The organism is Streptomyces sp. NPDC079141 (assembly GCF_040686775.1).
Taxonomy (GTDB): domain Bacteria; phylum Actinomycetota; class Actinomycetes; order Streptomycetales; family Streptomycetaceae; genus Streptomyces.
In genome coordinates, this window is sequence record NZ_JBFBLP010000007.1 from 143,815 (window position 1) to 163,598 (window position 19,784).

At 72.0% G+C, this 19,784-nt stretch carries 17 protein-coding genes; 11 read left to right on the forward strand and 6 right to left on the reverse strand.

From position 1 onward, the window contains the following. Positions 1-5: 5 nt before the first annotated feature. Positions 6-470 (reverse strand): MarR family transcriptional regulator, encoded by a 465-nt coding sequence (locus AB0Q90_RS20950; RefSeq protein WP_363159971.1) that lies wholly within the window; start codon positions 468-470, stop codon positions 6-8. A gap of 184 nt (positions 471-654) precedes the next feature. On the opposite strand from AB0Q90_RS20950, the gene AB0Q90_RS20955 reads away from it, so the two are divergent. The 8 genes from AB0Q90_RS20955 to AB0Q90_RS20990 all read left to right on the forward strand — a co-directional run bounded on the left by AB0Q90_RS20955 (position 655) and on the right by AB0Q90_RS20990 (position 7,956). Next, the gene (locus AB0Q90_RS20955) at positions 655-1,410 is read left to right on the forward strand and encodes a CoA transferase subunit A (protein WP_363159970.1); all 756 of its coding nucleotides are present in this window, start codon (positions 655-657) and stop codon (positions 1,408-1,410) included. After that, positions 1,410-2,054 carry a CoA transferase subunit B gene (locus tag AB0Q90_RS20960; protein WP_363159969.1) on the forward strand — a complete coding sequence of 215 codons (645 nt, stop codon included), beginning with the start codon at positions 1,410-1,412 and terminating at the stop codon, positions 2,052-2,054. The genes AB0Q90_RS20955 and AB0Q90_RS20960 overlap by 1 nt, the downstream gene beginning before the upstream one ends. Then, positions 2,051-3,253: a thiolase family protein gene (locus AB0Q90_RS20965; RefSeq protein ID WP_363159968.1), complete on the forward strand. Its 1,203-nt coding sequence runs from the start codon at positions 2,051-2,053 to the stop codon at positions 3,251-3,253. Before AB0Q90_RS20960 ends, AB0Q90_RS20965 begins: the two co-directional genes overlap by 4 nt. Positions 3,254-3,271: 18 nt before the next feature. Next, positions 3,272-4,045 (forward strand): protocatechuate 3,4-dioxygenase subunit beta, encoded by a 774-nt coding sequence (pcaH, locus tag AB0Q90_RS20970; RefSeq protein ID WP_363159967.1) that lies wholly within the window; start codon positions 3,272-3,274, stop codon positions 4,043-4,045. Between the two features lie 6 nt (positions 4,046-4,051). After that, positions 4,052-4,657: a protocatechuate 3,4-dioxygenase subunit alpha gene (gene pcaG / locus AB0Q90_RS20975; RefSeq protein WP_363159966.1), complete on the forward strand. Its 606-nt coding sequence runs from the start codon at positions 4,052-4,054 to the stop codon at positions 4,655-4,657. Continuing rightward, positions 4,654-5,985: a 3-carboxy-cis,cis-muconate cycloisomerase gene (gene pcaB / locus AB0Q90_RS20980; RefSeq protein WP_363159965.1), complete on the forward strand. Its 1,332-nt coding sequence runs from the start codon at positions 4,654-4,656 to the stop codon at positions 5,983-5,985. Before pcaG ends, pcaB begins: the two co-directional genes overlap by 4 nt. Next, the gene (gene pcaD, locus AB0Q90_RS20985) at positions 5,982-7,100 is read left to right on the forward strand and encodes a 3-oxoadipate enol-lactonase (protein ID WP_363159964.1); all 1,119 of its coding nucleotides are present in this window, start codon (positions 5,982-5,984) and stop codon (positions 7,098-7,100) included. The genes pcaB and pcaD overlap by 4 nt, the downstream gene beginning before the upstream one ends. Positions 7,101-7,164: 64 nt before the next feature. Next, a complete protein-coding gene (locus AB0Q90_RS20990; protein WP_363159963.1) occupies positions 7,165-7,956 on the forward strand; it encodes an SDR family NAD(P)-dependent oxidoreductase in 792 nt (263 codons plus the stop codon). 1 nt (position 7,957) lies between these two features. Here AB0Q90_RS20990 and AB0Q90_RS20995 read toward each other — a convergent pair whose 3' ends face one another. Beyond that, positions 7,958-10,642, reverse strand: coding sequence for an AAA family ATPase (locus tag AB0Q90_RS20995; RefSeq protein ID WP_363159962.1), 2,685 nt, complete (start codon positions 10,640-10,642; stop codon positions 7,958-7,960). A 207-nt stretch (positions 10,643-10,849) separates the two neighbouring features. Here AB0Q90_RS20995 and AB0Q90_RS21000 point away from each other — a divergent pair, with 207 nt between their 5' ends. Further along, a complete protein-coding gene (locus AB0Q90_RS21000) occupies positions 10,850-11,845 on the forward strand; it encodes a DUF2510 domain-containing protein (protein ID WP_363159961.1) in 996 nt (331 codons plus the stop codon). Between the two features lie 135 nt (positions 11,846-11,980). Here the strand turns inward: AB0Q90_RS21000 and AB0Q90_RS21005 are convergent, their stop codons facing one another. Further along, the gene (locus tag AB0Q90_RS21005; protein ID WP_363159960.1) at positions 11,981-12,595 is read right to left on the reverse strand and encodes a TetR/AcrR family transcriptional regulator C-terminal ligand-binding domain-containing protein; all 615 of its coding nucleotides are present in this window, start codon (positions 12,593-12,595) and stop codon (positions 11,981-11,983) included. Between the two features lie 223 nt (positions 12,596-12,818). Here AB0Q90_RS21005 and AB0Q90_RS21010 point away from each other — a divergent pair, with 223 nt between their 5' ends. Together AB0Q90_RS21010 and AB0Q90_RS21015 are read left to right on the forward strand one after the other, a co-directional pair. After that, entirely contained in the window at positions 12,819-13,622 is an 804-nt protein-coding gene (locus AB0Q90_RS21010; protein WP_363159959.1) for a phosphatase PAP2 family protein, read from the forward strand. Beyond that, positions 13,619-14,632 (forward strand): hypothetical protein, encoded by a 1,014-nt coding sequence (locus tag AB0Q90_RS21015; protein WP_363159958.1) that lies wholly within the window; start codon positions 13,619-13,621, stop codon positions 14,630-14,632. The genes AB0Q90_RS21010 and AB0Q90_RS21015 overlap by 4 nt, the downstream gene beginning before the upstream one ends. 6 nt (positions 14,633-14,638) lie before the next feature. Here the strand turns inward: AB0Q90_RS21015 and AB0Q90_RS21020 are convergent, their stop codons facing one another. The 3 genes from AB0Q90_RS21020 to AB0Q90_RS21030 all read right to left on the reverse strand — a co-directional run bounded on the left by AB0Q90_RS21020 (position 14,639) and on the right by AB0Q90_RS21030 (position 19,656). Continuing rightward, positions 14,639-16,690 (reverse strand): phosphocholine-specific phospholipase C, encoded by a 2,052-nt coding sequence (locus tag AB0Q90_RS21020; RefSeq protein ID WP_363159957.1) that lies wholly within the window; start codon positions 16,688-16,690, stop codon positions 14,639-14,641. 153 nt (positions 16,691-16,843) lie between these two features. Beyond that, positions 16,844-19,306, reverse strand: coding sequence for a caspase family protein (locus AB0Q90_RS21025; protein WP_363159956.1), 2,463 nt, complete (start codon positions 19,304-19,306; stop codon positions 16,844-16,846). Continuing rightward, a complete protein-coding gene (locus tag AB0Q90_RS21030) occupies positions 19,303-19,656 on the reverse strand; it encodes a hypothetical protein (protein ID WP_363159955.1) in 354 nt (117 codons plus the stop codon). The genes AB0Q90_RS21025 and AB0Q90_RS21030 overlap by 4 nt, the downstream gene beginning before the upstream one ends. Positions 19,657-19,784: the final 128 nt, after the last annotated feature.

The window sequence follows — 19,784 nt, forward strand, 5'->3', positions numbered from 1 at the left end:
GACGCTCAGGGCTGTGCGACGAGGGGTTCCGCCGGGTTGCGGAGCCCCTCGGCCGCGTCGGCGACCCGGCGGATGAGATCGAAGAACACCGTCTGCTCCTCGGCGGAGAGCGGGGCGAGGAAGACCTGGTTCATCCGGGCCGTGCGCACGGTGAGCTTGCGGTGGGTCCGCACCCCGTCGTCCGTCAGCCGCAGCAGCGAGCGCCGGCCGTCCTGCGGGTCGCGGACCTTGTCGAGGAGTCCGCGGCGACTGAGCCGGCTGACCACCTCCGCGATGGTGGACCGGTCCAGGCCCACCCGCTCCCCCACGGTCCGCTGGTCGAGCCCGGGCTCGGCGACGAGGGTGTTGAGGACGGCGAACTGCGGTGAGGTGATCTCCTCCGAGACCATCGTGTTCCAGAGCAGGTAGTGGGCCTGCTGGAGCCTGCGGGCGAGGTGCCCGGGGTGGGTGGTCAGATCCACCGCAGCCATGTGCGCTCCCGAGGTCGTATTCGTTGGTGCACTGAACAATACTCGTAGGCACCTGTTTCTGTCTGCCTCACATCACAGCAGCTCAGAGCAGACCTCTTGACGGCCCGGCGCTCCGGTGGCAGCGTGAGGACATCCTCGCTGAGATACTCAGTGCCCTGAGTAATTGGAGAGATGGGGCTTACGGATGGACAAGGTGGTCGCCACAGCCGTCGAGGCGGTGGCCGATGTGCCGGACGGCGCGTCGCTCGCGGTGGGTGGCTTCGGGCTCAGCGGTGTGCCGAACGCGCTGATCCAGGCCCTGTACGAGCGCGGCGTCGGCGGCCTGTCGGTCGTCTCCAACAACTGCGGCGCCATGGAGTCCGGCCTCGCGGTGCTGCTGTCGGCCGGGCGGATCGCGCGGGTGACCGGCTCCTACATCGGCGCCAACAAGGAGTTCGCCCGCCAGTACCTGGCCGGCGAGCTGGAGGTGGAGATGATCCCGCAGGGCACGCTCGCCGAGCGGCTGCGGGCCGGCGGCGCCGGCATCCCCGCCTTCTACACCCCGGCCGGGGTCGGCACCCAGGTCGCCGAGGGCGGACTGCCCTGGCGCTACGACGGCTCCGGCGGCGTCTCGCTGGCCTCGCCGGCGAAGGAGGTGCGCGAGTTCGACGGCACCGAGTACGTGCTGGAGCACGGCATCCGCACCGACTTCGCCCTGGTCCGGGCCGCCAAGGGCGACCGGCACGGAAACCTGGTGTTCGCCAAGTCCTCCCGCAACTTCAACCCCCTCGCAGCCATGGCGGGCCGGGTGACGATCGCCGAGGTCGAGGAGCTCGTCGAGCCGGGCGGGATCGACCCGGACGCGGTGCATCTGCCGGGGATCTTCGTCCAGCGGGTGGTGGCGCTCACCCCGGAGCAGGCCACCGACAAGCAGATCGAGAAGCGGACGGTGAGCGGCTGATGGCCTGGACGCGTGAGGAGATGGCCGCGCGGGCGGCGCGCGAGCTGACGGACGGGAGTTACGTCAATCTCGGCATCGGGCTGCCCACCCTGATCCCCAACTACCTGCCCGAGGGCGTCGAGGTGATCCTGGAGTCCGAGAACGGCATCCTCGGCACCGGCCCCTACCCGGCCGAGGACCAGGTCGACCCGGACCTGATCAACGCGGGCAAGGAGACCGTCACGGTCCTGCCCGGCGCCTCCTTCTTCGACTCGGCACTGTCCTTCTCGATGATCCGCGGCGGGCACATCGACGTCGCCGTGCTGGGCGCGATGCAGGTCTCCGCGGGCGGGGACCTCGCCAACTGGGCCGTCCCGGGGAAGATGATCACCGGGATCGGCGGGGCCATGGACCTGGTCCACGGTGCCCGCACGGTCATCGTGGTGATGACCCACACCGCCAAGGACGGTTCGCCGAAGATCCTCACGGAGTGCGCGCTGCCGCTCACGGGCAAGGCGTGTGTGAACCGCATCATCACCGATCTCGGGGTGATCGACGTGACGCCGGAGGGGCTGGTGTTGACCGAGGTCGCCCCCGGCGTCGCCGTCGACGACGTCATCGCCAGGACCGACGCCAAGCTGACCGTCACGGAGGGCCTGCTGTGAACCCGGTGTACATCGTCGACGCGGTCCGCACCCCGATCGGCCGCTACAACGGCGGCCTGGCTGCGGTGCGCCCCGACGACCTGGGCGCCCACGCCCTGCGCGAACTCCTCGCCCGCACGCCCGCCTTGGACCCCTCCCGCATCGAGGACGTGTATTTCGGCAACGCCAACGGCGCCGGCGAGGAGAACCGCAACGTCGCCCGTATGGCCGCGCTGCTGGCCGGACTGCCGACCAGCGTGCCGGGCGTCACCGTCAACCGGCTGTGCGCCTCCGGCCTGGAGGCGGTCATCCAGGCGGCCCGCGCGATCGCGGTCGGCGACGCCTCCATCGCCGTAGCGGGCGGGGTGGAGTCGATGACGCGGGCGCCGTATGTGTTGCCCAAGTCCGACCGGCCGTTCCCGGCCGCGCACACCGAGCTGTACTCGACCACGCTGGGCTGGCGCATGGTCAACCCGAGGATGGACCCGCAGTGGACCGTCCCCCTCGGGGAGTCCGCCGAACTCATCGCGGACAAGCACAAGATCACGCGTGAGCAGCAGGACGAGTTCGCGCTGAGCAGCCACCGCAAGGCGGCCGCGGCACAGCAACAAGGTCTGTTCGATGCCGAGTTGGCGCCCGTGTCGATTCCGCGGCGCAAGGGTGACCCGGTCGTCGTCGGCGCCGACGAATGCGTACGCGCGGACGCGTCACTGGAGGCGATGGCCAAGCTCAGGCCGTCCTTCCGCAACGAGGGCGGCACGGTCACCGCGGGCAACGCCTCTCCGCTCAACGACGGCGCGGCGGCCCTGCTCCTGGTCGACGAGGAGGGGCTGAAGGCCGTCGGCCGCGAACCCCTCGCCCGGATCTCCGCCACCGGTGTGTCGGCGATCGAGCCGCACTACTTCGGACTCGCGCCCGTCGAGGCCGTCAACCGGGCACTGGCCAAGGCGGGCAAGGGATTTGACGAACTGTCGGTCCTGGAGCTGAACGAGGCGTTCGCCGCCCAGGTCCTCGGCTGTGTCGCCGAATGGCCCGAGTTCGACCCGGCGATCCTCAACCCCCAGGGTGGCGCCATCGCCCTCGGCCACCCGCTGGGCGCCTCCGGCGCACGGCTCGCCGGCACCGTCGCCCACCAACTCGCCCGCCAGGGCAGCGGTATCGGCGTCGCCACCCTCTGCATCGGCGTCGGCCAGGGCCTCGCCCTCGTCCTCGAACGCTAAGACCCCCGAGGAACACTCATGACTCTCACCCAGCACGACATCGACCAGGAGATCGCGGCCGAACACGCCGCGTACGAGAAGCGTGTCGCCGACGGCGCCCCTGTGGAGCACCAGCCGCGCCGCGACTACGCCCCGTACCGCTCCTCGGTCCTGCGGCACCCCAAGCAGCCGCCGATCACGATCGACGTCACCAAGGACCCGGAGCTGGTGGAGCTGCACTCCCCCGCGTTCGGCGAGCGGGACATCACCGAGATCGACAACGACCTCACCCGGCAGCACAACGGCGAGCCGATCGGTGAGCGCATCACGGTGTCCGGCCGGCTCCTGGACCGCAACGGCAAGCCGATCCGCGGCCAGCTCGTGGAGATCTGGCAGGCCAACTCGGCGGGCCGCTACGCCCACCAGCGCGAACAGCACGACGCCCCGCTGGACCCGAACTTCACCGGCGTCGGCCGCACATTGACGGACGGCGACGGGAACTACCACTTCACCACGATCCAGCCGGGCCCCTACCCCTGGCGCCAGCACCTCAACGCCTGGCGGCCGGCGCACATCCACTTCTCGATCTTCGGCACGGCGTTCACCCAGCGGCTGGTGACGCAGATGTACTTCCCGAGCGACCCGTTGTTCCCCTACGACCCGATCATCCAGTCGGTGACGGACGACGCGGCCCGGCAGCGCCTGGTGGCCACGTACGACCACAGCCTGTCGGTGCCGGAGTTCTCGATGGGCTACCACTGGGACATCGTGCTCGACGGCCCGCAGGCCACCTGGATCGAAGAAGGACGCTGACCAGCCATGACGAAGATCGACACCAGCCGTCCGGAGACGGTCCTCCCCACCCCGTCGCACACGGTCGGCCCCTTCTACGGCCACGCCCTCCCGTTCCCCGGCGGCGGCGACATCGCGCCCGTCGGCCACCCCGACACCATCGCGCTCCAGGGGTACATCCTGGACGGCGAGGGCAATCCGCTGCCGGACGCGTTCGTGGAGCTGTGGGGCGCCGACCCGGACGGTGACGTGCCGCAGGCCGACGGCTCGATGCGGCGCGACCCGGCGACCGGCGGCTTCCTCGGCCGCAACGGCGTGGAGTTCACCGGCTGGGGGCGCATCCAGACCGACGCGAACGGTCACTGGACCGCGCGGACCCTGCGGCCCGGGGCGCGCGGGCAGAGCGCGCCGTACCTCAGCGTGTGCCTCTTCGCACGAGGTCTGCTCGTACACCTGTACACGCGGATCTATCTGCCGGGCGACGAGGCGGCGCTCGCCGCGGACCCGCTGCTCTCCCGGGTGCCCAGGGACCGGCGCGACACGCTGATCGCGACGGACCAGGGCAACGGAACGTACCGTTTCGACATCCGCCTTCAGGGCGAAGGCGAGACGGTCTTCCTGGAGTTCCAGTGACTTCTCCCGATGCGGACACCGGCCTGCTCTCCCCCGGGTGGGCAGGCTCCCCCGCCGCGGCCGCGACCAGCGACGGCGCCTTCCTCCAGGCACTGCTCGACGCCGAGGCCGCGCTGACCCGCGCCCAGGCCGCGCTGAGTCTGGCCCCGGCCGAGGCGGCAACGGCGGTGACCCGGGCGGCCGACGCGAGCCGCTTCGACGTACGGTCCCTGGCGGAGCGTGCCCGGGCCGGCGGGAACCCGGTGATCCCGCTGGTCGCCGAGCTGACCGGCGCGGTCGGTGCGGAGCACGGCCCGTACGTCCACCGCGGCGCCACCAGCCAGGACATCATGGACACCGCGACGATGCTGGTCGCGGACCGCACGCTGGGGTTGGTCCTCGCCGACCTCGCCCGCACCGAGGCGGCACTGGCCCGGCTCGCAGCCGCGCACCGCGACACCGCCCGGCCCGGACGCACGCTCACCCAGCACGCCGTACCCACGACGTTCGGGCTCAAGGCGGCGGGCTGGCGGTCGCTGGTGCTCGACGCGCGCGACCGCGTCACCGCCGTACGCGGCTCACTGCCCGCGCAACTCGGCGGCGCCGCCGGGACGTTGGCCGCCTTCGCGGTCTACGGCGCCGAGGACACGACGGCGCTGGTCGCGGCCTACGCCCGGGAGGCCGGGCTCGCTGTCCCCGCACTGCCCTGGCACACCCTGCGCACCCCGATCGCCGACCTCGCCGGATGTCTCGCCTTCACGGCCGGGGCGCTCGGCAAGATCGCCGCGGATGTCCTCACGCTCTCCCGGACCGAGATCGCCGAGCTTGCGGAAGGCAGCGGGGGCGGCTCCTCGGCCATGCCGCACAAGGCCAACCCGGTGCGGTCCACGCTGATCGCGGCCGCGGCCCGGCGGGCGCCCCAGCTCGCGGCCACGCTGTACGGCTCACTGGTCGCCGAGGACGAGCGGCCGGCCGGGGCCTGGCACGCCGAGTGGGAGCCGTTGCGCGAGCTGCTCCGGCTGGTCGGCGGGGCCGCCCGGGACGCCGCCGAACTGGCCGAAGAGCTGCGCGTCGACGCCGACGCCATGCGCGAACACCTCGGCCTCACCCACGGGTTGATCGTCTCGGAGCGGCTCTCCGCCGAACTCGCCCCGCTCCTCGGCCGCGCCCGGGCCAAAGCACTGCTCACCGAGCTGGCCGGACGCTCCTACGCCGAAGGCCGAAGCCTCGGCGAACTGCTCGCCGAGGAACCGGAATTGAAGGACCTCGACCTCGACGACCTCACCGATCCCGACCGCTACACCGGCAGCGCCGCTGCCCTCACCGACCGTGCCCTGGAGCGACGTTGACCGACACACTCCTCAACCACCGCGCCGAAGGGCCTGCTTCGGCCCCGCCACTGCTGCTCGGACCGTCGCTCGGGACGTCGTACGCCCTGTGGGACAAGGTGGCACCCGAACTGTCGATCACCCACCGGGTCATCCGCTGGGACCTGCCGGGGCACGGCGGCAGCGCGGCCGGCCTGATCGGACCCGGGGCCACCGTCGGCGACCTCGCCGGTCTGGTGCTCGCGCTCGCCGACTCGCTCGGCATCGAACGGTTCGCGTACGCGGGCGTGTCGCTGGGCGGTGCGGTCGGGATGCAGCTGGCCGTGCAGCACCCGGAGCGGATCTCGTCGCTGGCCGTCGTCTGTTCGTCGGCCCACTTCAACGGCTCCAAGCCGTGGGAGGAACGGGCCGCGCTGGTACGCAAGGAAGGGCTGGCCGGGCTGGCCGAGGGCGCCGACTCCCGCTGGTTCACCCCCGGGTTCACCGTGCCGGAGCTGGTCCAGGACCATCGCGACGCCGATCCGGACGCCTACGCGGCCTGCTGCGACGCGCTGGCCGCCTTCGACCTGCGCGACCGGCTCGCGGAGATCTCCGCGCCCACGCTGCTGGTCGCGGGGCGGGAGGATCCGGCGACGCCTCCGGCGCATCTGCGGGAGATCGCCGACGCGGTGCCGAGCGCGGCGCTCGTGGAGATCCCGGGCGCCTCGCATCTGGCGCCCGCGCAGTGCCCGGAGGCCGTGCTGACCGCGCTGCGCGCGCACTTCGACGGCGGCGCCAAACGCGGTATGGAGGTGCGGCGGGAGGTGCTGGGCGATGCGCACGTGGACCGGGCCCAGTCCCGGCAGACCCCCTTCACCGCCCGCTTCCAGGACTTCATCTCCCGCTACGCCTGGGGCGAGATCTGGACGGACCCGACGCTCTCCCGCCGCGAACGCAGCATGATCACCCTGACCGCGCTGGTCGCACACGGGCACTACGACGAGCTGGCCATGCATGTGCGGGCGGCGCGGCGCAACGGGCTGACCCCGGAGGAGATCGGCGCGGTGCTCCTGCAGACGGCCGTGTACTGCGGGGTTCCGGCAGCGAACTCGGCGTTCGCGGCCGCGCAGCGCGTCCTCGCCGAGGAAGAAGGCTGATTCTGCCGGTAGTGGCTGCAAAAGGATCTCGCGCATGCCTTCACCGCCTGCCTACGGTGGAGGCATGTCCACGATTCTGATCACCGGCGCCACCTCGGGCCTGGGCCGCTATGTCGCCTTCGAACTCGTCCGCTCCGGGCATGTCGTGCTGGCCCACGGCCGCGATGCCGGCCGTACGGAACGCCTGGTCGATGAGTTGCGCACCGAGGGCGACGCGGAGGGCTTCGTCGCCGATCTGGCCTCGCTTGAGCAGGTGCGCGAACTGGGCGCGCACGTCGCCGCCGCGCATCCCGACCTCGATGTCCTGGTCAACAACGCGGCGGTGGGCGGCGGTCCACGCGGCTCCGGCCGCGAGCTGAGCGCCGACGGGTACGAACTGCGGCTGGCGGTCAACTACCTGGCGCCGGTCGCGCTGACCCGCGCCCTGCTGCCCGTCCTGCGCGCCAACGCGCCCGCCCGGATCGTCAACGTCGGCTCGGTCGGCCAGGAGCCCCTCGACTTCGACGACTTGGCGCACACGCGCGGCTACGAGGGCTTCGCGGCGTACTGCCGCAGCAAGTTCGCGCTGGCCGCCCACACCTTCGCCCTCGCCGAGGAGCTGGCAGGCACCGGTGTGTCGGTGAACGTGCTGCATCCGGCCACCTACATGGACACGGCGATGGTCCGCGAGAGCGGCATCGCGCCCTGGAACTCGGTCGCCGACGGCGCGCCGGGCGTGCTGGCCCTGGCCACCCGGGAGTCGGGCAGCGGCGGCTACTTCGACGGCACGCGTCCGGCGCGGGCGCACGAGGCGGCGTACGACCCGGAGGTGCAGAAGCGGCTGGCGGCGGTCACCGACCGGATGCTGGCCGGCTGAGCTACTCCGGCCCGGTGCCGGACGCCAGCATCTCCTCCGCCTTCGCCACCAGCCCGTCGGCGCCGCACGACTGTGCCAGCGTCAGGCCGCGCTGGAGTTCCGTGGTGGAACGGGCCGCGATGCCGTACTCGATGCGGGCGGCCGCGTGTTCGTACTGGCAGGGCGAGGCCTCCAGGAAGGTGACCGCCTGGGCGGCCAGGCGGACCGCGCGCTGGCCGGTCGCCAGGGCCGCCTCGCAGCGCAGGGCCTCGCCGATGGCCGTGTCGGAGCCGAAGCGCTCGGCGTTGCGGCGGACGTCGGCGGCGAGCTGGGCGGCCCGCGCCGGGTCCTCTGCGGCCAGGGCCCGGGCCAGGTCGAGGGCCCAGGGCACCAGGACGGGGTTGTGGTGCCCGCGTACGGAGGCCGCCTTGCCGGCTTCCTCCAGTTCGTTGATGCCGTCCTTGGTGCGGCCCACGGCCAGCAGCAGCCGGCCGCGCACCGAGCGCGGGTCGGGCAGCACGATGGTGGACGGGTACGGCGGTGCGAAGCCGTACTGCTCGGCCACCTCCCAGGCCTCCTCGACATGGCCGCGGGCGAGCAGGGTGTCGACGAGGTTGCAGGAGGCGGACCAGTACAGGGGCAGTCGGCGGCCGACGCGCTCGGCGAGCCGCAGGGACTCGCGCAGTGAGGTCTCGGCCTCCCTGAGGCGGCCGCGCCGGCGGTGCGCGAAGCCCAGGAAGGCGTGGGCCAGGGCGAGATGGCCGCCGCTCCAGCCGGCCGACTCGTACGTGCGCAGGGCCTCGGTGAACATGCTCTCGGCGCGGTCGAGCCGGTCGGTGTAGGTGTACGAACTGGCCAGCATCATCAGGATCTCAACGCCCCACTCGGTGTCGGTCCAGCCGAGGCCGGGTGCGAGGCGGCCGTTGACGAGGGCGCGGTCGCACAGCTCGACGACCTCCTCGGCGTTCTCCCCGTGGGTCATCGCGTCGAAGCCGCGCAGAATGATCAGGGCGCGCTCGGAGTTGTCCCGGCCGGTGCAGGTCGCGGCGAGTTCCGCGAGCCGTTCGGAGCGTCCCGGTGAGGTCGCCTCGCCGGCGTGGATGCCCTCCCACATGTACTGCACGGCCTGGAGCCGCAGCCTGGCCGGTCCGGACTCGTGCCGGGTGGCCTCGGCCTCGACGGTGCGGACGGCCTCCTCCAACTGGTCGTTGTGGAGCAGGGCCTGGGAGAGGCGGTAGACGGCGTCGACGCGCTCGGCACCGTCGAGGCCGGGCATGGCGAGCGCGGTCCGCAGATGGCCGATGGTGGTGGCCGGGGAGGTCAGGAGGGCGGCGCAGCCGAGTTCGTAGAGGACGTGCGGGTGGACCTCGGGCCGGGGCGGTTCGCGCAGGGCGCGCTCCAGACAGCGGCGGGCCGCGTCGGGGGCGCCGACGGCGAGGTGTTCGCGGGCGGCGTCGCGCAGTTGGTCGACGAGTTCCGCGTCGTCGTCGGGGTGGACCTCCAGCAGATGGCGGGAGGCGGCCGCGGCGCCGCGCCCGGAGTCGGTGACGACGCGGGCGGCGATGCCGTGCATGGCGGTGCACAGGGCGGGCGGGATGGAGTTGTAGACGGCGGTGGCGATCAGCGGGTGGACGAACTCCAGGTCGCCGTCCTGCGCGGGGCCCGCGGCCGGGTCGGGCTCGGTGAGGATACGGGCGGTGCGCAGCAGCGCGGCGCAGCGGACCGCTTCCTCGCGGCTCATCGTGGCGAGCCGGGCGACTTGGTCGACGGAGATGCCGGTGCCGAGGATCGCGGCGGCCCAGGCGAACCGGGTGGCCTCGATGCCGAGACCCTCCAGGCGGGCGACCAGGCCGCCGCCGCGCGCCGAGCGGTTCAGGGCGCGCAGTTCGGCCGCGGAGGACTCGACCGGCTCCATCTCGCTGTCCTGCACCTTGGCGAGGAGTTCGACCGTCTCGTAGGGGTTGCCGGCGGTGACGGCCCAGACCTCGCGGCAGAACGCGGCGTCGGCGTGGGCGCCGAGCGTGGCGCGGGTGAGGCCGGCGGTGGCGTCCGGGGTGAGCGCGCTGAGGTTGGCGACGGGGCGGTTCGCGGCGGCGGCCACCGCGTCGAGGTGACGGGCGCTCTCGCCGCCGACGTCGTTGGGGCGGCGGGCCACCACGACGAGCACGGAGAGGTCGTCGAGGCGCTCGGTGAACGCGGCGAGCCAGCGCAGGGTCTCCTGGTCGGCCCAGTGGGCGTCGTCGATCAGCAGCACCAGGGGCCAGTCGCGCCGGGCCAGCCGGCGTACGGCGGCGACCAGACCGTCGCACACGCCCTGCGGGTCGGGAATGCGCTCGCCGGGGTCCGCTATGCCGAGGGCGGGGCCGGCGATGTCGTACCAGTCGCCGAGGTACTCGCGGGCCTCCTCCGCCAGCAGGGAGACGAGTGCGGGCTGGAGTAACTGCCGTACCACGTTGAAGGGGACGGACCTGAGGGTTTCGCCGCCGCGGGCCGACCACACCGTGCAGTTGCGGGCCTCGGCGATGCGCCGGGTCTGGGCCAGCAGGGCGGTCTTGCCGAGGCCCGCCTCGCCGCGGAACACCAACACGCTGCCCGAGGACGACCGGTCGGCGCACAGGGTGTCCACCGCCCGTGCCACGGCGGCGACTTCCTCGTCGCGCTCCCACAGCGAGGCCGAGGCGGCCGCCGTGGGCCGTACCTCCGTCATCCCGCTACCTCCCCAAGTCGCCCGAACGACGTACAGACCTTGAGCGTAGCCCTCCGGGACCTCGCGCGGAGGCCGGTCCGGCGAGCTGTTGCCGTCACGGGTGACAGCAGGTTCGGAAAGGTGACCCGAGGGAACGGCGGACGGGCGGAACGGCTCGCAAGGGCTCCCTCTCATACGGCTTTCACCGACGCCTCATACGGTGGGGGCATGACGCAGGTGACTCCTCCCGGGTGGTATCCCGACCCTGGACAGACAAGTGACGGTCCCGCCACCGAGCGCTGGTGGGACGGCAGTGCATGGACGGACCGGACCCGCCCCGCCGGGTCGGCCGAGGTATGGGGTCCGCCGGTGCCGTCGCCGACCGCCGGGACACAACCGGCGTACCCGGCCTATCCGGTGTATCCCGGTCAGCCGCCGGCCGGCCGGCGGCGCGGGCTGCGCACCGGCATAGCCGTGGGCGTGGCGGTCGCGGTCCTCGCGAGCATCGGTGTGGGCGTGTACGTGCTCGCCGACAGCGACGGTTCGGACGGCGGCACCGCCAACTCGCAGCAGAGCCCGGGCGGTCAGGGCGGTCCGAGCGACGGCCCGGGCGGACCCTTCGGCGACTCGGGCGGCTCCGGCGGACAGTCTCCCGAGCCGAGGGACTCCGCGCCTCAGGAGTCCGAGGCACCGAAGGTGGAGAGCGGTTCGGTGACCGACTCGGTCAGCGGCATCAGCCTCCCGATCCCGGACGGCTGGTACGGCCAGGCGATCAGTGTGGGCGCGGCGGTGACGTCGAACGACTCGTACAAGTGCCCCGGCGACACCGCCGAGACCTGCACGAAGGGCGGCGCCTACTCGGCTCCCGCCGTCGCGCTCGGCGCCACGGGCGACAGCGCCGAGAAGGTCGCGAAGGCGGACATCGCCAAGAACGCCGAGGAGTCCTACGGCGGGAGCTACGGCGGCATCACCTCGCACGAGGTGCTGGCCTCCAAGGCCGTGACGGTGGCCGGGCAGAAGGGCTACCTGGTGCGCTGGAAGGCGGTCACGAAGACGGGAGCCGACGGGTACGTCGAGTCGCTCGCCTTCCCCTCCCCCGCGAACTCCGAGCAGCTGGTCCTGGTCCGCTTCGGCGTCGACGTCGGCGAGCCGCAGTCCGTCATCGACGAGATCACCGAGGGGATCGAGGTGGCGTCCACCGGCGGCAACGGCCAGGACGTCTGAAAACAGTCGGCCGGGTGGGTCACCTCTCCGCTCAAGAGGTGACCCACCCGGCCGGGGGGTACGCGCCGCCCCCGTCCCCACGGTGCGGCGCGAGCAGACCGCCGTCCAGTCATCCCGTGGACGGCGGCCCGGTCCTCAGGTCAGACCCAGTGCCGGCAGCACGGCGGCCTCCACGAAGCGGGGCAGGTAGTCCTGGTCGGGGCACTCGCCCTCCAGGATCGGACGCACCCGCATGACGCCGAACATCTGCGCCGGGACGAACGGCAGCGCCGGATGGTCGGCGGCGATCTCCCCGCGGTCGACTCCGCGCTGCAGAATCGCCTGGAGCGCGCCGATCTCGGGATCGATGAGCGTCTCGCGCAGCGCCTGCTGGAGTTCCGGGTCGTTCAGCACGGCGTGCCCGAGCGCCTGGTGCAGGTTGGTGATGTGCCCGGACAGCTCGCCCGCGGCCCGTGCGGCCTCGCGCAGGTCCTCCGCCAGCGAGCCGGTGTCGATGTCGGCGAAGAGCGGCCGACGGCTGGCGCGCAGCGCCGCCGCGACGAACCGGGGCTTGGTCTTCCACTGGCGGTAGAGCGTGGACTTGCTGCACCGCGTGCTGGCGGCGATGCCCTCCATGGTCACGGCCTCGTAACCGCAGGAGCGGAGCTGGTCCAGGACGGCGTCGAAGAACTCCCGCTCACGCTCGGGCGTGATCTTGGAGCGGCGCGAGGCGACGACCGTCTCCGGTCCGTCCGCGGCCTGCGACGTCATCGGCGCTTCCCTTCGTTCGTTTTCGGTCGCTTTCCAGTGTGGCGCACCTCAATCGATACACCAGTGTACCGGTACGCCGCCGTATCGGTACACTGCCGTATCGGTACAGTGTCGTTTCGGTACACACCCGTATCGATGAGTTCGGCGTCCTCGACGAGTCACAAGCCCGTCAGGGCGCCGCCTGCACCACCGAACGCACCACCGTCAGCGAAGGGGCCGGGGTATGAATGGCCGCACCGAGCTTGGAGAGCGACAGTCCGACGCGCTGGCGCGACCGCCGCTCGTCCGTGAGCTCCTGCTCGTCGTAGGGCTCTTCCTCGTCTACAAGTTCGGCCGGCAGTTGGCCACCGGCCACACCGGCGAGGCGTTCCGCAACGCGGACCGCGTCTGGGACTGGGAACGGGCGCTGCATCTGCCCGGCGAGGACTCGGTGCAGTCACTGCTGCTGCACGGCGACACCCTGGTGCACCTCGCGAACACCTACTACGCGACCGTCCACTTCCCGGCCACCGCGGCCTTCCTGGTCTGGCTCTACCTGCGCCGCCCCGCCCACTACGTCTGGGCCCGGCGCGTCCTGGCCCTGGTGACGGCCGCCTCGCTGGTGGTGCACCTGTTCTTCCCGCTGGCCCCGCCGCGGATGCTGGCCGCGACCGGCCTGGTCGACACCGCCCGGATCTTCGGCCCCTCCGTGTACGGCCCGCCCGAGAGCGACCACCTGTCGAACCAGTTCGCGGCGATGCCCTCCCTGCACTTCGGCTGGGCGCTGATGGTGGCGATCGGGCTGATCGTCGCCACCCGGTCCCGCTGGCGCTGGCTCTGGCTGCTGCACCCGGCGCTGACCCTGCTGGTGATCGTCGGCACGGCCAACCACTACTGGCTCGACGCGATCGTGGCGGCCGCCATGCTCGGCCTCGCCCTCACCGTCGTCCACCTTCCGCACCGCACCCGCACCACGGCAGGACGCGGGACGGACCAGCTCGTACCCGCCACCGAGGAACCGCCCGTACTCGTGGGAGCCGGCCGATGAACGCGACCCTGATCGCCGTAGTCCTGTCCCTGTTCTCGGCCGTCGCCTACGCGGCCGCCGCCGTCGCACAGGAGCGGCTCGCCTCCCGCGCGCCCTCGACCGGAATCGTCGGCATGATGGCGTCCGGCCCCTGGTGGGCCTCGGTCGGCCTCAACGCCTCCGGCGCGCTGCTGCACGTCGTGGCCCTGAAGTACGGGCCGCTCACGGTGGTCCAGCCGCTCGGCGCGCTCACCCTCGTCGCGGCGGTGCCGCTCGGGGCGCGGGTCGCCGGGCGCCGGGTCAGCGCCGTCGAGTGGCGGGGCACCGCGCTCACCCTGGCCGGCCTGGCGGCGATCCTGGTCACGGCCTCCGGGCCCGCCCCCGACAACGTGCTCAGCACCCCCGAGGCGCTGGCGGTGGCCGGCACCACGGCCGCGCTGATCGCCCTGCTGGCCCGGCCCGGAGCCCGGCCGGGGCTGCGGCACGCGACCGCGTCCGGCTTCGCCTCCGGGGTCGCCTCGGCGCTCACCCAGACCGTCACGGTGGCCGCGACGGACCGCTCCGGATCGCTGCTCAGCGTGCAGGTGATCGGGGTCGCGCTGCTGGTCGCCGCGCTCGCGGTGGGCGGGCTGCTGCTGTCCCAGACGGCCTACCGCAGCGGGCTCGACGCCCCGCTCGCCGTGGTCACCCTGACCAACCCGGTGGCCGCCGCCCTGATCGGGCTGGTGCTGCTGGGCGAGCGGCTCCAGGGCGGTGCGGCCGGAATCCTGCTCGCCCTCGCCGGGGCGGGGCTCGCGTCCTGGGGCGTGGTGCTGCTCACGCGGGTGACGCCGCACCAGGACGAGGACCGCGCCGTGGCCGCGCAGCATGACGAGGACCGCGCCCTGGCCCCGCACCACGACGACGACCATCCTGTGGCCGCCGTCCTGGCGCTGGCGCCGGGCACGGCGTCGGTGGAACCGGCGCTGGTGCCCCGGCAGCCGGAACCGAGGCGTCTCGCACCGGAACCGGGGCACCTCACCCCTCTGTGAGCCGCGCTACTCGACGATGAACGCCGGGTCGCTCACCCCGGGACGGCCGTTCTCGACGTGCCCGGCGAACCTCCGCAGGAACGCCGGGTCGGCGTCGGAGGTGACCGTCAGGTCGTACCAGCGGCGGCTCGCCGCGAGGTCGACGGTGCGCTTCACCGTGGCCCCGGGGCGCACGGTCAGCGTCGTGCCGGGGCCGCCGTACCCGTCGGCGATCTTCAGGCGCACGGTGCCGGAGCCCTTGTTGGTGAGCGTCAGCTCGATGTCGTCACCGGTGTGCCGTGCGGTGACCTCGGGTCCGGCGGCCTTGTTCGAGCCCTTGAAGTACCGCACGAAGCCGTTCGGGCCATGCACGGTCAGGTCGTAGGAGCCGCCGGAGTACACCGAGTTCCAGGTGTCGGCGAGGCTCTTGCCGGCCTCGGTGGTGTAGAACCAGGGGCCGTCCGTGCGGTTGCCGGACGTGACGTGGAAGGCGGCGCCCGCCTTGCTTCCGGAGGCGAAGGCCAGCGTGAACTTCCCCACCGCCGCGTCCACCGAGCCGTCCACGTACGGGGCGTACTTCAGCGGGCGGGAGGGGCGCAGGCCGCGCTCCTGCTTGGGCATGTCCGGGTCGGCCGGCGGCGTCGGCTTGTAGTCGGGGTGACGCTCGCGGTCCTGCGGCTCGTACTCGTCGGTCTCCGGCAGGGGCGCCGGGCGGCTGTCCTTGCGGGAGAAGTCGAAGGCCGAGGTGAGGTCGCCGCAGACGGTCCGGCGCCACGGCGAGATGTTCGTCTCCTTGACCCCGAAGCGGCGCTCCATGAACTGGAGGATCGAGGTGTGGTCGAGGGTCTCGGAGCAGACGTAACCGCCCTTGCTCCACGGCGAGACGACCAGCATCGGCACCCGCGGGCCAAGGCCGTAGGGGCCGGCCGGGCGCCTGCTGTCGCCGGGGTAGAGGTCGAGGGAGACGTCGACCGTGGACTTGCCGCGGGAGGCGTCCTTCGGCGGGAGCGGCGGGACCACGTGGTCGAAGAAGCCGTCGTTCTCGTCGTACGTGATGAACAGCGCCGTCTTCGACCAGACCTCCGGGTTGGAGGTGAGGGCGTCCAGCACCTGGGCGATGTACCAGGCGCCGTAGTTGGTGGGCCAGTTGGAGTGCTCGGAGAAGGCCTCGGGGGCGGCGATCCAGGAGATCTGCGGCAGCCTGCCGGCCTGGACGTCGGCCTTGAGCCGGTCGAAGTAGCCGTCGCCGTTCTTGACGTCGGTGCCGGTGCGGGCGTTGTCGTACCAGGGCGAACCGGGCTCGGCCTCACGGTACTTGTCGAAGTACAGCAGCGAGTTGTCGCCGTAGTTGCCCCGGTAGGGGTCGGAGATCCAGCCCCAGGAGCCCGCCGCGTCCAGGCCGTCGCCGATGTCCTGGTAGATCCTCCAGGAGATTCCGGCCTGCTCCAGGCGCTCGGGGTAGGTCGTCCAGCCGTAGCCGAGCTCGTCGTTGCCGAGGACCGGGCCGCCGCCGGTGCCGTCGTTGCCGGTGTAACCCGACCACATGTAGTAGCGGTTCGGGTCCGTGGAGCCGATGAACGAGCAGTGGTAGGCGTCGCAGACGGTGAACGTGTCGGCGAGGGCGTAGTGGAAGGGCATGTCCTCGCGGGTCAGGTACGCCATCGTCGTGGTGCCCTTGGCGGGTATCCACTTGTCGTACTTGCCGCCGTTGTAGGCCTGCTGGCCGTCGGTCCAGCCGTGCGGCAGGCCCTCCAGGAACTGCATGCCCAGGTCGTCGGCGTCCGGGTGGAACGGCAGGATGTCCTTGGTGCCGTCCGACTGGTGCCAGTTCGACTTGCCGTTGTCCAGCCGCACCGGGCGCGGGTCGCCGAAGCCGCGGACACCGCGCAGCTTGCCGAAGTAGTGGTCGAAGGAACGGTTCTCCTGCATCAGGACGACGATGTGCTCGACGTCCTCGATCGACCCCGTGCGGTGGTTCGCCGGGAGCGCGGCGGCACGCTGAATGCTGCTCGACAGCGCGGTGAACGCCGTGGTGGCACCCGCGAGCTGAAGGAATCTGCGCCGGTTGACTTCGGGCATGAGTGAGGGACCTCTCCCCTTGAGGGTGTTCGACCGGTCGGAACTGTTTGACGGAATGTGCGCGGAAGGAGTGTTCCAGGAGCAACAAACGTCAGGGAAGGGTCTGGTGGCGGTGGTGTGAAGGTCGGCGGTACGGGTGGTGCCGGGTATCAGTCAGGAGTGGAGTCGCTGGATGCGGGTGTGACGCCGGCCGGCATGGTGGGCCACGGCCCGGTCCAGCTCTTCGGGGGTGGTGTCGAGGCGGCTGCCCTCGACCGAGATCAGGCGGAGGCCGCCGTACTCCTGATGGAAGGGCCACCACAGGGAGCGCGGTGGGCGTGCCCCCGGTCTGAGCCACATCACGAGGGAGTGCTGTGCGACGAGGTCCTGCGTCGCGATGATGCCGACGCTCTCGATGTCGCCCCAGGGCACGCGCAGGGTCCGGGGACGACGCAGGCCGGAGAAGAAGGCCAGGGTCAGTCCGGTTGTTCCCACGTGGAGGGTGACCCGGTGACAGCCGGTCAGGAAGTAGGCGGGCAGCCCGATCAGGGGCAGCCAGGCCAGCAGCAGTTCCTCGACCGCGATGAGCAGTGTGGGCGCGTCCCGGCCGTCACTCGGGCTCACGTAAGTGAGGTACGGAGCGAAGAGCACGGCGCCGACGAAGAATGAGGTGCCCTTGGACCTGAGGCCCTGGAATGTCGTCCCTTCGTCGGACGGGCGGGACCCAGCCGGGGACCGGGCGGGTCTGAGCCATTCGTGTTCCGCGGGCGCGAGTTGCGACGGACCGGCGAACCGTTCGACGGCCCTGCGCAACTCGGCGGGATCGGTGGTCACTTCGGGAATCGTGCACAGGGTGAGCGAGCCGACACCGAGCCTCGGCAGATAGAAGGCGGTGCGGTCCACGGGTTCCCGCGCGGACCGCTCGACGGGCCGCAGCGCCAGCAGCCCGAGGGCGTCGACACGGCCCGGCCAGTGGACGATGCCGATCCGTTCGATCTCGGTCCAGGCATGGACGATCTCGGTCTCCGCTCTGGTGAGGGTCACACCGGCGGCGCTGATCACCAGACGGACGGGGTGGACAAGCCTGGAGACGGCCCACCACACGACCGCGCAGGCCGCGGCCGAGAGCAGCAGCGACGGGATGCCGAGCCAGACGCGAACGGGTTCGTGCACCGCGTCCTCGGGAAAGGCGGCGTAGGCGACCAGGGCGGAGACCACCGCCGTGACCACGAGGAAGCCCCTTTCCGCGGAGAAGACCGCCACCGCCTCCTCGTCCGGCGCGGGCGGTCCGAGCGGCTCGCTGCTGGGTGTCCACGCCGAGCCCGCGGTCCGCGAGAGGGCCTTCTCCACCATGGCGGGTGGAGCATCGAGACGGGTCAGCTCGGCGAAGCGCAGCGCGCCCGTCCTGCTGTCCCGCCTGGGTCCGGGGGCACCGAGCCTGGCGGTCTCGATCAGGACGCCGGGCTTGGGCCGGAGCATCAGGGCGTACCGGGGACCGCGCAGTCGCCCTCCTGGGCGGGCGACGATCCACACCCGGCTGACGCGGTGCCAGGGGTAGTAAAAGTGCTGGTCCTTGCTGTAGCGGACCTCGATCCCGTCCGGCCCGACGGACAGGGAGTACCCGCCGGGCAGCATCCGGCCCAGCGTGCCGAAGAGCACAACCATCGCGGCTATCGCACCCATCATGACCAGGCTGGGCGGGGAGGTCAGGTCCGACGTCGACTCCCCCTCCTTCGGCCCGAATTCGACGACCACCCAGCCGATCCCCACCAGGCCCGCGGCGGCGATCGACCACTCCACCAGGCGCCGATGCCAGACGTCGGGACGCAGCCGTGTCACCGGGACCGGTCCCGCCTCACCCTCGTCCGCGATCCGTTCCACGGCGCTCTCCTGGCCCGCCGCCCGGTTCCGCACCACCGCCAGCGCCGCATGCCCGTCCGACCCCTGCTGCCGCGGACGCGGCATGTTCCGCCGTTCCAGCGCATCAGCCAGCGGCTCGAACAGCACGCTGAGCGGCAGCAGTTCGGGACCGCCGGGCAGGCCGTCGCGCAGCAGCTGGATGAATTCGCCGGTGAAGGCGGTGTAGCGGTCCGTCGGCGGCGCGTACGACTTCAGGTCGCCGGAGGAGGAGGTGAGCAGGTACGTACCCCGGATCTCCAGCGGCGCCTCCCCGCCACCGCTCTCGCCCATCATCGCGTCCAGGACCCAGCCGCTCTGACAGCAGTCCAGGATGAGGATCTTGTTCCGGCAGGGCGCCGTCTCGAAGATCTCCCGGATCGCCTGGAACGGTACCGTCGTCCAGCGCAGGTCGTTCTGGTCGGCCCCGCTCAGCGCCAGATGCAGCTCGCTGTAGTCGTGGTTGAGGATGCCGTGGCCGGAGAAGTAGACGAGCAGCGTGTCGGGGGCGTCGGCCGCCGCCTCGCGGATGGTGCGGCACACGCCCCGCGGGTCGGCGGAGTCCTGTACGACGGTGCATCTGCCGGGCAGGAACGACCCGTTGTCCGCGGTGAGGAGTTCGGACAGCACCTCCAGGTTGTTGCGCACGGCCAGCAGGGGCTTGAGGTCCGGGCTGTCGTAGGAGGAGGTGCCGATGAGGACCGCGCGTGACCCTCGCGGGTCCGGCAGCCGGGTCTTCATGGCTGCGGCGGGTTCAGGTGGTCCCGCAGGGCCTCCTCCAGGAGGGCCCGCGCGTCCTCGACCGAGTCCGCGGTCACTTTCGCGCTGCGGCCGTCGGCGAGTGTGATCTCCACGGAGGTGGGCGACCGGCGGGCCCGGAGCAGCGCGGGCAGCGTCGTGATCAGCGCGGTGACGGCGCCTCCGCTGCCCAGACCGACGAGGAGCAGCTCCAGGCCGGTGCCCATCTCGCCCTCCGCGGGGCTGCTCCGCACGAGGTCGACATGGCCCCGGAGTTCGGGGCGGGCGCTCAACTGCCGCCGGACCGCCGCGAGATCGGCCCCGGAGGGTTCGCTCCCGTTCCCCTCCAGCATGCGCAACCGCACCTGCATGACCCGTCGCCTCCCCCTAGCCCGGTGTGGAGGTCAAGTGTGCAGCACCTAACCGGGAGTTGTACCGGCATTGCAGGGAAGCCTTCCGCCTGACGGAAGCAGCCTTGCCC

Coding starts and splice junctions, on each gene's coding strand:
- pcaG (WP_363159966.1), top strand. CDS start 4,052: ATGACGAAGATCGACACCAGCCGTCCGGAGACGGTCCTCCCCACCCCG.
- AB0Q90_RS20955 (WP_363159970.1), top strand. CDS start 655: ATGGACAAGGTGGTCGCCACAGCCGTCGAGGCGGTGGCCGATGTGCCG.
- AB0Q90_RS21000 (WP_363159961.1), top strand. CDS start 10,850: ATGACGCAGGTGACTCCTCCCGGGTGGTATCCCGACCCTGGACAGACA.
- AB0Q90_RS20990 (WP_363159963.1), top strand. CDS start 7,165: ATGTCCACGATTCTGATCACCGGCGCCACCTCGGGCCTGGGCCGCTAT.
- AB0Q90_RS21015 (WP_363159958.1), top strand. CDS start 13,619: ATGAACGCGACCCTGATCGCCGTAGTCCTGTCCCTGTTCTCGGCCGTC.
- AB0Q90_RS21005 (WP_363159960.1), bottom strand. CDS start 12,595: ATGACGTCGCAGGCCGCGGACGGACCGGAGACGGTCGTCGCCTCGCGC.
- pcaH (WP_363159967.1), top strand. CDS start 3,272: ATGACTCTCACCCAGCACGACATCGACCAGGAGATCGCGGCCGAACAC.
- AB0Q90_RS21030 (WP_363159955.1), bottom strand. CDS start 19,656: ATGCTGGAGGGGAACGGGAGCGAACCCTCCGGGGCCGATCTCGCGGCG.
- AB0Q90_RS21010 (WP_363159959.1), top strand. CDS start 12,819: ATGAATGGCCGCACCGAGCTTGGAGAGCGACAGTCCGACGCGCTGGCG.
- AB0Q90_RS21025 (WP_363159956.1), bottom strand. CDS start 19,306: ATGAAGACCCGGCTGCCGGACCCGCGAGGGTCACGCGCGGTCCTCATC.
- AB0Q90_RS20950 (WP_363159971.1), bottom strand. CDS start 470: ATGGCTGCGGTGGATCTGACCACCCACCCCGGGCACCTCGCCCGCAGG.
- AB0Q90_RS21020 (WP_363159957.1), bottom strand. CDS start 16,690: ATGCCCGAAGTCAACCGGCGCAGATTCCTTCAGCTCGCGGGTGCCACC.
- AB0Q90_RS20960 (WP_363159969.1), top strand. CDS start 1,410: ATGGCCTGGACGCGTGAGGAGATGGCCGCGCGGGCGGCGCGCGAGCTG.
- AB0Q90_RS20995 (WP_363159962.1), bottom strand. CDS start 10,642: ATGACGGAGGTACGGCCCACGGCGGCCGCCTCGGCCTCGCTGTGGGAG.